Source organism: Alteromonas sp. 5E99-2, from assembly GCF_017368475.1.
In the GTDB taxonomy this organism is placed as follows: Bacteria; Pseudomonadota; Gammaproteobacteria; order Enterobacterales; family Alteromonadaceae; genus Alteromonas_F.
The window spans coordinates 20,252-33,413 of record NZ_JAFNJE010000010.1; the positions used below are offsets into that span (position 1 = coordinate 20,252).

13 protein-coding genes are annotated in these 13,162 nt (G+C 41.0%); 8 read left to right on the top strand and 5 right to left on the bottom strand.

Annotation, left to right across the window (positions count from 1 at the left end):
- Positions 1-88: 88 nt before the first annotated feature.
- On the top strand, positions 89-1,525 hold the full coding sequence (pyk, locus tag J3L16_RS11125) for a pyruvate kinase (protein WP_207613056.1): 1,437 nt from the start codon (positions 89-91) through the stop codon (positions 1,523-1,525).
- Positions 1,526-1,527: 2 nt separating this feature from the next.
- Here pyk and J3L16_RS11130 read toward each other — a convergent pair whose 3' ends face one another.
- Entirely contained in the window at positions 1,528-2,079 is a 552-nt protein-coding gene (locus J3L16_RS11130) for an NAD(P)H nitroreductase (RefSeq protein WP_207613057.1), read from the bottom strand.
- A gap of 76 nt (positions 2,080-2,155) precedes the next feature.
- Here J3L16_RS11130 and J3L16_RS11135 point away from each other — a divergent pair, with 76 nt between their 5' ends.
- Together J3L16_RS11135 and sppA are read left to right on the top strand one after the other, a co-directional pair.
- Positions 2,156-2,314: a hypothetical protein gene (locus J3L16_RS11135; protein ID WP_207613058.1), complete on the top strand. Its 159-nt coding sequence runs from the start codon at positions 2,156-2,158 to the stop codon at positions 2,312-2,314.
- Between the two features lie 83 nt (positions 2,315-2,397).
- A complete protein-coding gene (gene sppA / locus J3L16_RS11140; RefSeq protein WP_207613059.1) occupies positions 2,398-4,260 on the top strand; it encodes a signal peptide peptidase SppA in 1,863 nt (620 codons plus the stop codon).
- Between the two features lie 43 nt (positions 4,261-4,303).
- On the opposite strand, the gene yfbV is transcribed toward sppA, so the two are convergent.
- Positions 4,304-4,750 (bottom strand): terminus macrodomain insulation protein YfbV, encoded by a 447-nt coding sequence (yfbV, locus tag J3L16_RS11145; protein ID WP_207613060.1) that lies wholly within the window; start codon positions 4,748-4,750, stop codon positions 4,304-4,306.
- A gap of 212 nt (positions 4,751-4,962) precedes the next feature.
- Here yfbV and trxB point away from each other — a divergent pair, with 212 nt between their 5' ends.
- The 4 genes from trxB to infA all read left to right on the top strand — a co-directional run bounded on the left by trxB (position 4,963) and on the right by infA (position 7,647).
- Positions 4,963-5,916, top strand: a complete 954-nt coding sequence (trxB, locus tag J3L16_RS11150; RefSeq protein ID WP_207613061.1) for a thioredoxin-disulfide reductase — start codon at positions 4,963-4,965, stop codon at positions 5,914-5,916.
- A 6-nt stretch (positions 5,917-5,922) separates the two neighbouring features.
- Positions 5,923-6,654: a leucyl/phenylalanyl-tRNA--protein transferase gene (gene aat / locus J3L16_RS11155; protein WP_207613062.1), complete on the top strand. Its 732-nt coding sequence runs from the start codon at positions 5,923-5,925 to the stop codon at positions 6,652-6,654.
- The gene (locus J3L16_RS11160; protein WP_207613063.1) at positions 6,642-7,352 is read left to right on the top strand and encodes an arginyltransferase; all 711 of its coding nucleotides are present in this window, start codon (positions 6,642-6,644) and stop codon (positions 7,350-7,352) included. Before aat ends, J3L16_RS11160 begins: the two co-directional genes overlap by 13 nt.
- Before the next feature lie 76 nt (positions 7,353-7,428).
- Positions 7,429-7,647, top strand: coding sequence for a translation initiation factor IF-1 (gene infA / locus J3L16_RS11165; protein WP_006010397.1), 219 nt, complete (start codon positions 7,429-7,431; stop codon positions 7,645-7,647).
- Between the two features lie 69 nt (positions 7,648-7,716).
- Here the strand turns inward: infA and clpA are convergent, their stop codons facing one another.
- Both clpA and clpS read right to left on the bottom strand, forming a co-directional pair.
- On the bottom strand, positions 7,717-9,993 hold the full coding sequence (clpA, locus tag J3L16_RS11170) for an ATP-dependent Clp protease ATP-binding subunit ClpA (protein WP_207613064.1): 2,277 nt from the start codon (positions 9,991-9,993) through the stop codon (positions 7,717-7,719).
- A gap of 18 nt (positions 9,994-10,011) precedes the next feature.
- Positions 10,012-10,332, bottom strand: a complete 321-nt coding sequence (gene clpS, locus J3L16_RS11175) for an ATP-dependent Clp protease adapter ClpS (RefSeq protein ID WP_207613065.1) — start codon at positions 10,330-10,332, stop codon at positions 10,012-10,014.
- Positions 10,333-10,525: 193 nt separating this feature from the next.
- Here clpS and cspD point away from each other — a divergent pair, with 193 nt between their 5' ends.
- Positions 10,526-10,744, top strand: coding sequence for a cold shock domain-containing protein CspD (cspD, locus tag J3L16_RS11180; protein ID WP_207613066.1), 219 nt, complete (start codon positions 10,526-10,528; stop codon positions 10,742-10,744).
- Between the two features lie 86 nt (positions 10,745-10,830).
- Here cspD and J3L16_RS11185 read toward each other — a convergent pair whose 3' ends face one another.
- Positions 10,831-13,053, bottom strand: coding sequence for an NADP-dependent isocitrate dehydrogenase (locus tag J3L16_RS11185; protein ID WP_207613067.1), 2,223 nt, complete (start codon positions 13,051-13,053; stop codon positions 10,831-10,833).
- Positions 13,054-13,162: the final 109 nt, after the last annotated feature.

Consider the following 13,162-nt stretch of genomic DNA (forward strand, 5'->3'; position numbering starts at 1 on the left):
ACTTTGCTCTATTATTTTAATATGCGATATATTTGTAAAAAAATTACGAAACGCTAATTTGCTTTCACCCCAAACCGAGCGACATATAATGACACGACGTACGAAAATTCTTGCTACCTTAGGTCCATCTACAGACACTCCTGAAAAAATTGAAGCCATTATTGCAGCAGGCGCAAATGTTGTCAGGATGAATTTCTCTCACGGCAATGCTGAAGACCACATTCAACGCGCAGAACGCGTTAGAGCTGCAGCGAAAAAGCTTGGTAAATATGTTGCCATTTTGGGCGATTTACAGGGCCCGAAAATCCGTGTTGCACGTTTCGCAAACGGCCCTATTCATTTGAATATTGGCGATGCATTCGCGCTTGACGCTGAAATGGCAAAAGATGCTGGTCATCAAGAGGCTGTGGGTATTGATTACAAAGAGTTACCTAATGACGTAGTTGCAGGTGATTTGCTCTTGTTAGACGATGGCCGAGTACAATTGGAAGTAACTTCTGTTGAAGGTACCACAGTTCACACCGTAGTTACTGTTGGCGGAAAGCTTTCAAATAACAAAGGCATAAACAAACAAGGCGGCGGCTTATCTGCTGAAGCCCTAACGGAAAAAGACAAAAACGACATTGTTACCGCAGCAAAAATCGGTGTGGATTATTTAGCAGTTTCGTTTCCGCGTTCAGGTGCAGACTTAGACTATGCAAGAAAATTAGCACGTGAAGCCGGTTGTGAAGCATTAATCTGTGCAAAAGTAGAACGCGCTGAAGCAGTTGCAACTGACGAAGCCATTGATGATGTTATAAAAGCATCAGACGCAGTCATGGTTGCACGTGGCGACTTAGGTGTTGAAATTGGTGACGCAGAGCTTGTTGGTGTTCAAAAGAAACTTATATTGCGTTCTCGCCAGTTAGACAAAATCGCAATTACTGCCACACAAATGATGGAATCTATGATCGACAGCCCTATGCCTACTCGTGCTGAGGTTATGGACGTAGCCAACGCCGTTCTTGATGGAACCGATGCAGTAATGCTTTCAGGTGAAACAGCTGCAGGTAATTTCCCAGTAGAAACTGTTGCAGCAATGGCGAGAGTCTGTGAAGGCGCAGAGTCACACCCTAGTGCTAAAATCTCTAAACACAGAATGAATAGCGAGTTCAGTTCAGAAAGTGAAACTATCGCGCTATCTGCAGTTTATGCGGCAAACCACTTAAAAAGCATTAAAGCAATAGTGGGACTAACTGAAAGTGGTGAAACACCTAAGATAATGTCTCGTATTACAACAAAGCTGCCTATCATTGCCCTGTCTCGCCACGAATCAACCCTTAACAAAATGGCATTGTACCGCGGTGTTAATCCAGTATTTTTTGATTCGCAAAAAAGCGATTCTGGCCAATTAAGACATGATGTTTTAGCAATATTAAAAGAAAAAGGCTTAGTTGAAGTAGGTGATAAAATCATTATCACCCTCGGTGAACAAATGGAAACTGTTGGTGCAACAAATACTATGAAAATGGTCGTTGTAGACTAGTTTCAACGCCAATAAGAAACATGACTTCCAATGTCGCTAGGCGGCATTGGAAGTTTTTCATTTTCTGCCGTACCTAAATACAAAAATCCAACTATTTCATCTTTCTCTTGCAAAACTAACGCATTTTTCACGCTACTGCAGTGCGCATAACGACCTGTTCTCCACATTCCCTGATACCCCAAAGCAACAGCTGCCATCTGCATTGACACTACAGCACAAGCAACCGATGCAATTTGTTCAACTCGTGGAACTTTGTCATGCTGCTGATAGCGCATAATAACTACGATGACCATAGGAGCCCGTAACGGCAACAGCGGTGCCCGTTTAATATCGTTTTCTGGTAAGTTATTTTTTAACGCTGATTGCTCAAAAATACTCCCCAACTTTTTTAGACCTTCACCTTGGCAAACTATCAATTCCCAAGGTTTTAATCCTGCGTGATCAGGCGCTCGGTCTCCAGCTTGAAGTATTTGATTGAGTGCTTCTTGAGAAGGTGCTGGCGCTGTTAATTTTGGTTGTGAATGGCGGTTAAGTAATAAGTTAAGTGCATCCATTATTTAAGATAAGACTTCTAGCAAAAATACAATGACCTATACTATACCTAACAAACGCACTATATAGGCTAAAATAATGAGCGCTTTTCAACGAGTAATGAAAAAAGGACAGACCAAGGTAAAAACAACGCCCAATACTAAAGCCCTTCTGTGTGAACTAACTGAGCATAATCATAAACTTATCGCAAAAATCATCGCTAAATGGCTAGATGACGATGGAAAAAATAAAGTGTGACACAATTAATTACAAATTCCCTCCCATACTTCGTTAAATGTCTAGTATCATGATTAGTCTAATTATTTTAGGAATGATATTTTATGGCAGAAAGTAAAAGCTGGACAAAATCCTTGTTTGTCGGCGTATGGAGCGTACTTAATTTTAGTCGCAAACTATTCTTCAACTTGATATTCATCATTATTGCCGTTGCTATCATCGTTGCAGCGACTAAAGACTCAGACAAAGTTGGTGTCACACCCGATAGCATCTTACAAGTTAGCTTAACGGGTAACTTAGTCATAGAAAAACAAGAGGTCGACCCATTTGAAGAGTTCATGCAAGAAGCGTTTGACGAACAACAAAGCGACCCAGAAATTCTTATTCGCGATTTAGTTTTTGCACTAGAAAATGCCGCTGAAGACAACCGAATAAAAGGCATCATGCTAAACCTTCAGGGTATGAGTTCTAGTGGTTTGGACAAATTAAGAGTTGTAGCAAAAGCTATTGATACATTTAAAGAATCAGGTAAACCTGTTTATGCTGTTGGTGATTACTATAGCCGAGATCAATATTACATTGCAGCACATGCAACAGAAGTCTACTTAAACCCTATGGGTTCAGTACTCATTGATGGGTATTCTCGTTTTGGTTTATATTTTAAAGGCTTATTAGAGAAATTAAAAATAAGCACCCATATTTTCCGCGTTGGCACCTATAAGTCAGCGGTGGAGCCCTTCATTCGCGATGATATGTCTGAAGCAGCGAAAGCCGCAAATTTAGCGTGGATATCGGACTACTGGGAACAATATAAACACGATGTTGCTGCCGCTAGAGGATTTGAAGTATCAAACTTTGATGAAAAATTTGACCGTTTCACAGAACGACTCAACACAGTTGACGGTAACTTCAGTGAATACGCGTTAAAATATGGGTGGGTTGACGGACTGAAAACCCGTGAAGATATCCGTGACGTGATGAAAAACCACGTTGCTTCTGCAAACAATAAAAATGGTTTTGCGACAACATCGTTAAAAACCTATCTATCTGTTATTAACTCTCCACTCAAGCCAAGTATCAGCACACAAGACAGTATTGCTATTGTTGTTGCTTCAGGAACCATTTTAGATGGTACCCAAAAAGCAGGTGCTATCGGTGGCGACAGTACAGCAAGATTACTTAGAAAAGCCCGTTTGGATGATAACGTAAAAGCCGTGGTGTTCAGAGTTGACTCTCCAGGCGGAAGTGCATTTGCATCTGAAGTTATTCGTCAGGAAATTCTAAACCTAAAAGAAGCAGGTAAACCTATTGTTACTCAAATGGGATCTTATGCCGCATCTGGTGGTTACTGGATTGCTGCGAGTACCGATTATATTGTTGCATCACCAAGCACGATTACTGGCTCTATTGGTGTATTTGGCTTGTTTATGACCTATGAAGAGTCTCTTGGTCATATTGGCGTAAGTAGCGATGGTATTGGGTCTACAGAATTAGCCGACTTCTCACCTGTACGTGCATTAAGTGAAGGGTATAACGACTTTTTCCAAATGGGTGTTGAACACACCTATGGGCAGTTTATCTCTTTGGTTGCCAATGAACGAGGTCTTGAACTTGATCGCGTTGATGAAATAGCACAAGGTCGAGTTTGGATTGGTAGTACGGCGCTAGAGCTAGGCTTAGTTGATGAACTTGGTGGCTTAGAGGAAGCTATCACTAAAGCGGCTGAGTTAGCCGAATTAGAAAACTATGATACCCATTATGTTAAAAGAAGCCTAAGCGCGAAAGAACTGTTCTGGAAAGAGTTTTTTGGCCAGGCTATGGTGTACACAGCTAAGTCTGCAATGTCTAACGTACAATCACCTCTTGTAGGCGTTATTAAGCAAGTTGTGGCTGAGTTTGATTCATTTAGTCAATTGAATGATCCAAATGGCGTATACATTTACTGCTTACAGTGTGAAGCTAAATAAGAAGAAAAATAAACATTAACACTTCGTTGCGTTTACTTAGTCACTAAAACATTTGCTGAGTAAACGCACTATCCATTTCTTTAAACGCCGTTTTAAGTAAGCGGGCCAGCTCTTTATATTTAGGGTGCCGTTTTAACGCGTCTAATCTGCAACCGTGCTGCAACATTTTTTCGTGAATTTCTTTGTACCAATGATTTAAACCCGGTGGTAAAGGCTTATTTGCACGATGACCTAACCAAATTAAACCTTGTAGTGGCATAGTTAAGAAAAATGCGCCAACAGCCAAGGCTTGAGGAAAAAAAGCATTGCCATTGACTTGCAACAAACTTGCACAAGACACGATAGCCAAAGGAGGCATTACTTTAATCGCTAATTTAGTAGCTGCAATCACTCTACCTTCAGGCAAAAAAGCGTTCAGTACTTTTTGCTCTGGCCACAGCTTCATATAATGTTGACCATCCTGAAGCAGTGTTAAAAATGATAATTTCATATCTCCCCCTGTTTGAACAAATTATACGTCATAAAACACTGAGCCGACTAATTTTTACACCTAGTTAATTTAAATAGCTCTGAGAAATAAGTAAATGATCTTATTAATCATCCAATTACTATATTAATATTGAATAATTACGATTAAACCCAATCTTATTTAAGATACGAGGTACATAGCATGTTATTAACATGCTAATTTTGGAGAAATTTATGTCAGAACCTAGACATGTCAGTCTATTAATTCTTGGCTCAGGCCCAGCGGGCTATTCCGCTGCTGTTTATGCGGCTAGAGCAAACTTAAACCCTGTATTGATTACAGGAATTCAGCAAGGTGGCCAATTGACCACTACCACTGAAGTGGAAAACTGGCCAGGTGATCCTGAAGGGTTAACAGGCCCGGATCTAATGGTCAGAATGCAAAAGCACGCTGAAAAATTTGATACAGAGATTGTCTTTGACCACATCAATAAAACCGATTTAACCAAGCGACCTTTCACATTGTATGGCGATAACGCTACTTACACATGTGATGCGCTAATTATTGCTACCGGTGCATCAGCAAAATACCTTGGCCTAGAATCTGAGCAAGCCTATTCAGGTAAAGGTGTATCTGCCTGTGCAACGTGTGATGGGTTTTTCTATAGAAATCAAAAAGTGGCTGTTGTCGGTGGGGGTAATACTGCCGTCGAAGAAGCCTTGTATTTATCTAATATCGCATCTGAAGTGCACGTTATTCATAGACGAGAAGAATTTAGAAGTGAAAAAATACTCAGCCAGCGATTATTAGAAAAAGCAGAAAACGGCAACGTCACACTCCATTTTAATAAAACACTCGATGAAGTTTTAGGCGATGATATGGGCGTCACTGGCGTTAAAATCCGCGACACCAAAGACGACAGCGTTAGCGAGCTTGATTTAATGGGTGTCTTCATCGCAATTGGCCATCAACCCAACACGGGAATCTTTGAGGGTCAGCTAGAAATGAAAGACGGCTACCTTAAAGTTAACAGTGGCACTGAAGGCAATGCAACTCAAACCAGTATTGAGGGTGTGTTTGCTGCAGGTGACGTGAGTGATCATATCTACCGTCAAGCTATCACATCAGCAGGAACAGGCTGTATGGCAGCTCTCGATGCCGAAAAATACCTCGACAGCAAAGCCTAACATTTAATGGCGGTACTTCACTTACCGTTAATTGAAAACGATACGCCGTTTCCTTCAGTTGAAACGGCTTTATCGGAACCCGACGGATTACTCGCCTTTGGTGGCGATTTATCAATACAGCGTCTTATAGCGGCTTATCGCAGTGGTATATTCCCTTGGTTTAGTGACGGTGAGCCCATTCTTTGGTGGTCTCCATCAAGTCGAGCAATAATTTCCCCTCGCACGTTTCATATCAGTAAAAGTTTAAAGAAGACCCTCAAAAAAAATCTATTTACGTTTTCAATCAACACATCTTTTGAGCGGATCATTGAGTCTTGCTCCTCAACACCTCGGTATTACGATAATCAAGAAGCTGCAGGCACTTGGATTACCGACGATATGATTGACGCTTATATCAATTTACACCAAGCCGGTTACGCACACTCTGTAGAAGTCTGGCAAGACAACAAATTAGTGGGTGGCTTATACGGTGTAATGACTGATAGCGTATTTTGCGGAGAGTCAATGTTTCACACAGTTACTGATGCGTCAAAAGCCGCAATGGCAGTATTAACCAAACTTTTAGCCCCCTACTCCCACGCTTTTATCGATTGCCAAATGCCCACTGATCATTTAACGTCTTTAGGTGCGCTAACCATATCGAGAGAGGAGTTTATTACGTCAATGAATTCAGCAAACCATACGCCAGTGCCAAATACACTTTGGACTCCTAGGTCTTTTTCTTTTTGTCAGGCTTAAAATTCGCGCTTACACAAGCGTATCAGTGTAATTACCTCGATGACGAAAATGAGCAACTACTTGTTTGTATTCCTTCTGATGGAAATATGCGTGACGCCCATTACGAATGGTTAATTACAGAAGGCTTTAGGCGCAGCGGCCCTCAGGTTTATCGGCCGCACTGTAGCCATTGCTCGGCGTGTAAATCTGTACGGGTTCCCATAACTACCTTTGCCCCCACTCGTAGTCAAAAGCGTATTTTAAAAAAAGCGCATACGTGGACATTTGAGTTTGTTTCGACCCTAACAGACGAGCACTACTCACTCTACGAAAATTACATTACGCAGCGTCATGCCGATGGCAGTATGTATCCGCCATCCAAAACTCAATTCGAACAGTTTGTAAACTGTGAATGGCACCCTCCTCATTTATTAGAAGCCCGTAGTGATGGAAATTTGGTCGCAGTAGCCGTAACCGATATTTACCCCGACGCGCTTTCTGCTTTGTATACTTTTTTTGATCCCGACTACGACAACTTTTCTCCAGGCACCTTGATGATTTTGAAACAAGTAGAGTTTGCGAGAGCGCTTAATACGCCCTATTTGTATTTAGGCTATCAAGTGGATGCGTGTAAAAAAATGGCTTACAAAAACAAATTTATGCCCCAAGAACAATTTATTAACGGTAAATGGGTCTTTTTTGATAAAAATACTGAGTAATTGCTTTACACGCTGGTTCTAATTGGTTAATGTCTGCGCGGCAAAATTTGTGACTAATTCGAGGTAAGCTGGCTAGATGGCAAAAGAAGATTGTATTGAAATGGAAGGGACCGTATTGGATACCCTACCGAACACTATGTTTCGCGTTGAACTAGAAAACGGACACGTAGTAACCGCACATATTTCAGGTAAAATGCGCAAAAATTATATTCGTATTTTAACTGGTGACAAAGTTACCGTTGAAATGACCCCATACGATCTATCAAAAGGCCGAATCATTTATCGCGCCAGGTAACTGATAAAATCAAAAAAAAGCCCGACGTTATGAAAATAACATCGGGCTTTTTTATTAGATATAGAGCCGTTAATTCGACTCTATTTCCTCTTTTTTCTCATCTAAGCTTTGATAATCGAAACTCAATTCATCTTTATGAATATCAATATCAACGCTACCACCTTTTAACAATCGTCCAAACAACAATTCGTTTGCTAACTCTTTCTTCAGTTCTTCTTTAATCAAACGCGCCATAGGTCTTGCTCCCATCGCTTTATCGTAGCCTTTTTTCGCTAAATAACGACGAGCTTTATCTGTTACGTTTAATGAAACCTGTTTAGCATCTAATTGCGCTTGTAGTTCAGTTAGGAATTTATCAACAACCTGCAAAATCACATCTTGATCTAAATGATTAAACCAAATTGTGGCATCTAACCTGTTTCTAAACTCAGGCGTAAATATTTTGTTTATTTCGGCCAACGCATCATGGCTATGATCTTGTTGTTTAAAACCAATTGTGGTGCGCACAGTTTCTTGTACACCGGCATTGGTTGTCATTACCAGCACTACATTACGGAAATCTACTTTTCTACCATTGTTGTCAGTTAACGTACCGTGATCCATTACCTGCAACAAAATGTTGTAGATATCACTGTGAGCTTTTTCTATTTCATCCAGTAACACAACACAATACGGATTTTTAATCACCGCATCGGTCAGTAACCCGCCTTGGTCAAATCCAACGTATCCTGGAGGTGCACCAATTAAACGGCTCACAGCATGGCGCTCCATGTATTCAGACATATCAAAGCGAACTAACTCAACATTCATAATATTAGCTAGCTGCTGAGTCACCTCTGTTTTACCTACCCCTGTGGGGCCAGCAAACATAAAATTACCAATAGGTTTATTTTCTGATCCCAGCCCAGAGCGGGATAAATGAATTGCATTGGTCAAAGTTTCAATGGCTTCATCTTGACCAAAAACAACCATTTTCAAATTACGCCCAAGGTTTTTTAACACCTCTTTATCAGACGTAGAAACGGATTTTTCGGGTATACGAGCCATTTTCGCAATAATTTGCTCGATATCACCAACGTTAATGGTTTTCTTCCGCTTAGACTGCGGAAGCAATTGCTGGCTTGCACCTGCTTCGTCCATAACATCAATAGCTTTGTCAGGTAAGAAGCGCTCGTTAATATACTTAGACGACAATTCAGCCGCAGCATACAGTGCTTTTTGCGTATACCTTACACTGTGGTGTTCTTCATAGCGCGATTTCAAGCCTTGAAGAATTTTGGTTGTGTCACCAACGCTAGGTTCAACCACATCCACTTTCTGGAAGCGACGCGCTAGCGCTCTGTCTTTTTCAAAAATACCTTGGTATTCCTGGTACGTTGTAGAGCCAATACAACGCAATTCGCCACTACTTAACTTAGGTTTTAGTAGGTTAGATGCGTCCATTACACCACCAGAAGCCGCTCCTGCCCCTATAATGGTATGAATTTCATCGATGAATAGAATCGCGTCAGGATCTTTAGTTTGTTCCTTTAAAATGCCTTTGAGGCGCTTTTCAAAGTCACCTCGGTATTTTGTTCCGGCTAGAAGCGCACCTAAGTCTAAAGAGTGGACAGTACAGTTAGCAATAACATCCGGCACATCGTTATTGACAATGCGATACGCTAAACCTTCAGCAATTGCTGTTTTTCCAACGCCAGCTTCACCCACTAACAAGGGATTATTTTTACGGCGACGGCAAAGAATCTGAATCGTACGTTCAACTTCCGTATCGCGACCTATTAATGGGTCTATTTTTCCTTCTTTAGCCTGCACATTCAAATTAGTCGCGTATTTTTCTAACGATGTTTCTTCTTGTTCACCTTCAGCGGTTTCATCACCGTCTTCAGAACTTGAAGTTCCGTCTTCTTCTTGTTTACTGACGCCATGACTAATGTAGTTCACCACGTCCAACCGCGTGACGTCTGCTTTTTTGAGTATATAAACCGCTTGAGACTCTTGTTCGCTAAAAATAGCGACAAGTACATTTGCTCCGGTAACTTCTTCCTTTCCAGAGGATTGAACATGAAATACAGCGCGCTGTAATACACGTTGAAAGCCCAATGTAGGCTGTGTTTCCCGCTCTTTAAGCTGATCTTCTAATATCAAAGGAGTGGTATCTTTTACAAACTCGAGCAGTTCAGATTTGATGTTATCTACATTTGCGCCACACGCATGTAGCGCTTCTTTTGCTGCTGGGTTATCTAACAACGCCAACAGTAAATGCTCCACTGTCATGAATTCGTGGCGATGTTCTCTTGCGAATACGAACGCTTCGTTTAGCGTGCGCTCTAAATCTTTATTTAGCATAGTGACCGCCTTTTACGTTTACGCAGGTTCCAAAGTACACATCAATGGGTGCTGATGCTTTCTGGCGTACTGATTAACTTGCATTACTTTTGTTTCTGCTATCTCTGCAGTATAGACCCCACACACGGCTTTGCCTTCATAATGCACAGTCAACATTGTTTGATTAGCCTTTTCTAAATTCATATTGAAAAAGTGAGTCAACACATTAACCACAAAATCCATAGGAGTGTAATCGTCGTTATTTAATATAACCTTGTACATAGGAGGAGGTTGCGTTTTTTGCCTAACCGCCTCAAGTAAACCATCTTTATCAATATTGGTCGTGTTATCTTTACTCATAATCCAATGCTAGCCAATGTGCAATTATTTTAGACAAAAAGTATTAATATTTTAATTCTGTAAAAAATACTTGACAGAATATGGTTAAAATATATACAGTCATATTTGTTAACAAATAGGTTAACATTTCACAGACTCTTTATATTGTGGGGTCAGTTGCACGTGAGTTCAAGGAGTAGAAGGAAGTCAATCCATGGCGAATGGTAAAGTTAAGTGGTTTAACAACGCAAAAGGGTTCGGATTTATTGTTCCAGAAGATGGGGGCGAAGATATTTTTGCTCACTATTCTACAATTCAAATGGAAGGATACCGGTCTTTAAAGGCAGGACAAGAAGTCTCATTTGAAATTCAGCAAGGGCCAAAAGGGCTACATGCTGATAAAATTGATTTCAAAGAAGAAGACGAACGTTAACTGATCAAATACAATTAAATTAATATTTAACTGTATTTTACCTATAAAAAAACCGGCAAATGCCGGTTTTTTTAATTTTGAATCAATTAAGCAATAATGCTGTTCAGTGTTGCACTTGGGCACATTGCCGCAGTCGCTTTGTCATCTTCTGGTAAGAAGTATCCACCGATATCAGCAGCTTTACCTTGAGTAGCATCAATTTCAGCTAAAACCGTCGCTTCGCTTGCTTCCATCTTCTGCGCTATATCAGCAAATTCTTTCGCTAACTCTGCGTCTTCAGTTTGCGCCGCAAGTTCTTTCGCCCAGTACATTCCAAGATAGAAATGACTTCCACGGTTGTCTAGTTGACCCACTTTACGCATTGGAGACTTACTGTTGTTAAGTAAGGTTTCCGTTGCTTTATCTAAGGTAGACGCAAGTAATTTCGCTTTGCTATTGCCTTGGTTGTTCGCGATATCTTCTAATGATACGCCAAGAGCCAAGAACTCACCTAGAGAATCCCAACGCAAGTGACCTTCTTCAACAAATTGCTGAACGTGCTTAGGCGCAGAACCACCCGCACCGGTTTCGAATAAACCACCACCAGCCATTAGTGGCACAACAGATAGCATTTTCGCACTTGTTCCAAGCTCGATAATTGGGAATAAATCAGTAAGGTAATCACGTAGCACGTTACCTGTAACAGAAATTGTGTCTTCACCTTTAATCGCACGTTCCATAGAGAAACGGATCGCTTGTACAGGAGGTAATATACGAAGGTCCAAACCTTCAGTATCGTGATCTTGTAAATAGGTATTTACTTTTTCGATAATTTGAACGTCATGGGCACGTTCTGTATCTAGCCAAAATACGGCTGGAGTACCTGATAAACGAGAACGAGTTACTGCAAGTTTAACCCAGTCTTTAACAGATGCGTCTTTAGTTTGACACATGCGCCAGATATCGCCTTCTTCTACTGTGTGCTCTAGTAGTACATCACCAGATTCAGCAACAACACGCATAACGCCATCAGCAGTCATTTCAAAGGTTTTATCGTGTGAACCGTACTCTTCCGCTTTCTTCGCCATCAAACCAACGTTAGGTACTGTACCCATAGTGGTTGGGTCAAATGCACCATGAGTTTTACAGAAATTAATCATTTCTTGGTAAATTGTCGCGTAAGTCGTATCTGGGATCACGGCTTTGGTATCTGCAGATTCACCATCTGGTCCCCACATTTGACCCGAGTTTCTGATCATCGCAGGCATTGACGCATCGACAATTACGTCACTTGGTACGTGTAGGTTAGTAATACCCTTGTCAGAATTTACCATCGCCATTGCAGGTCTTTCAGCGTAACAAGCTTCAATCGCCGCTTCAATTTCAGTGCGCTGCGCTTCAGGTAGTTGAGCAACTTTCTCTAATACGCTGCCGAAACCATTGTTTACGTTAACACCAATTTCATCAAACAATTTTCCGTACTTTTCAAATACTGGCGCAAAGAATACTTTTACACAGTGACCGAAAATAATCGGGTCAGATACTTTCATCATAGTTGCTTTCATGTGCAACGAGAAAAGTACGCCTGATTTTTTCGCATCTGCAATTTGCTCTTCAAAGAAACTGCAAAGTGCTTTTTTGCTCATGAAAGTAGAATCAATAATTTCACCTTCAAGTAAGGCTAAGCCTTCTTTAAGTACTTTTTTGTTACCTTGCGTGTCAGTGAATTCAATGTTTACAGACCCAGCTTTTTGCATGGTTGTAGACTTTTCACTTACAAAGAAGCTACCTTCTTTTAAGCAAGAAACATGAGATTGAGACGCTTGGCTCCACTCACCCATGCTATGTGGGAATTTTTTAGCATAGTTTTTAACTGCACCAGGAGCACGACGGTCAGAGTTACCTTCGCGAAGTACAGGGTTTACCGCACTACCTAATACTTTACCGTAAGTCGCTTGAATACTTTTTTCTTCATCAGATTGAGGTGCATCAGGGTACGCAGGAACGGCATAACCTTTTTCATTTAGCTCAGCAATAGCATCTTTTAACTGAGGAATAGACGCACTGATGTTTGGCAATTTAATGATATTGGCTAATTTGTCTTGTGTTAGTTCACCTAGCTCGCTTAGCGCGTCAGGTGTTTTTTGGCTATCATCAAGATACTCTGGAAAGTTAGCTAGAATTCTTGCTGCAAGTGAAATGTCACTTACTTCAACATCGATATCAGCAGAACGCACAAAGCGACGAATAATAGGTAATAATGAATAGGTCGCCAGCGCCGGCGCTTCATCTGTTTTAGTATAAACGATAGTTGATTTAGAATTGGCCATTCTTTACCTCATAAGTTAGGGTGAAATCACACCCGATCGGGTCCATAATTGTGTGGTAGTAGTATAGGGTCGCCGTAAATACTTACAAGGTTTACCTAGTAAACTATTC

What these genes read in the sequence shown, in the direction of transcription:
- sppA (WP_207613059.1), top strand. Translation starts at nt 2,398, where the DNA reads ATGGCAGAAAGTAAAAGCTGGACAAAATCCTTGTTTGTCGGCGTATGG.
- J3L16_RS11135 (WP_207613058.1), top strand. Translation starts at nt 2,156, where the DNA reads ATGAGCGCTTTTCAACGAGTAATGAAAAAAGGACAGACCAAGGTAAAA.
- trxB (WP_207613061.1), top strand. Translation starts at nt 4,963, where the DNA reads ATGTCAGAACCTAGACATGTCAGTCTATTAATTCTTGGCTCAGGCCCA.
- J3L16_RS11130 (WP_207613057.1), bottom strand. Translation starts at nt 2,079, where the DNA reads ATGGATGCACTTAACTTATTACTTAACCGCCATTCACAACCAAAATTA.
- infA (WP_006010397.1), top strand. Translation starts at nt 7,429, where the DNA reads ATGGCAAAAGAAGATTGTATTGAAATGGAAGGGACCGTATTGGATACC.
- clpA (WP_207613064.1), bottom strand. Translation starts at nt 9,993, where the DNA reads ATGCTAAATAAAGATTTAGAGCGCACGCTAAACGAAGCGTTCGTATTC.
- yfbV (WP_207613060.1), bottom strand. Translation starts at nt 4,750, where the DNA reads ATGAAATTATCATTTTTAACACTGCTTCAGGATGGTCAACATTATATG.
- pyk (WP_207613056.1), top strand. Translation starts at nt 89, where the DNA reads ATGACACGACGTACGAAAATTCTTGCTACCTTAGGTCCATCTACAGAC.
- clpS (WP_207613065.1), bottom strand. Translation starts at nt 10,332, where the DNA reads ATGAGTAAAGATAACACGACCAATATTGATAAAGATGGTTTACTTGAG.
- J3L16_RS11185 (WP_207613067.1), bottom strand. Translation starts at nt 13,053, where the DNA reads ATGGCCAATTCTAAATCAACTATCGTTTATACTAAAACAGATGAAGCG.
- cspD (WP_207613066.1), top strand. Translation starts at nt 10,526, where the DNA reads ATGGCGAATGGTAAAGTTAAGTGGTTTAACAACGCAAAAGGGTTCGGA.
- aat (WP_207613062.1), top strand. Translation starts at nt 5,923, where the DNA reads ATGGCGGTACTTCACTTACCGTTAATTGAAAACGATACGCCGTTTCCT.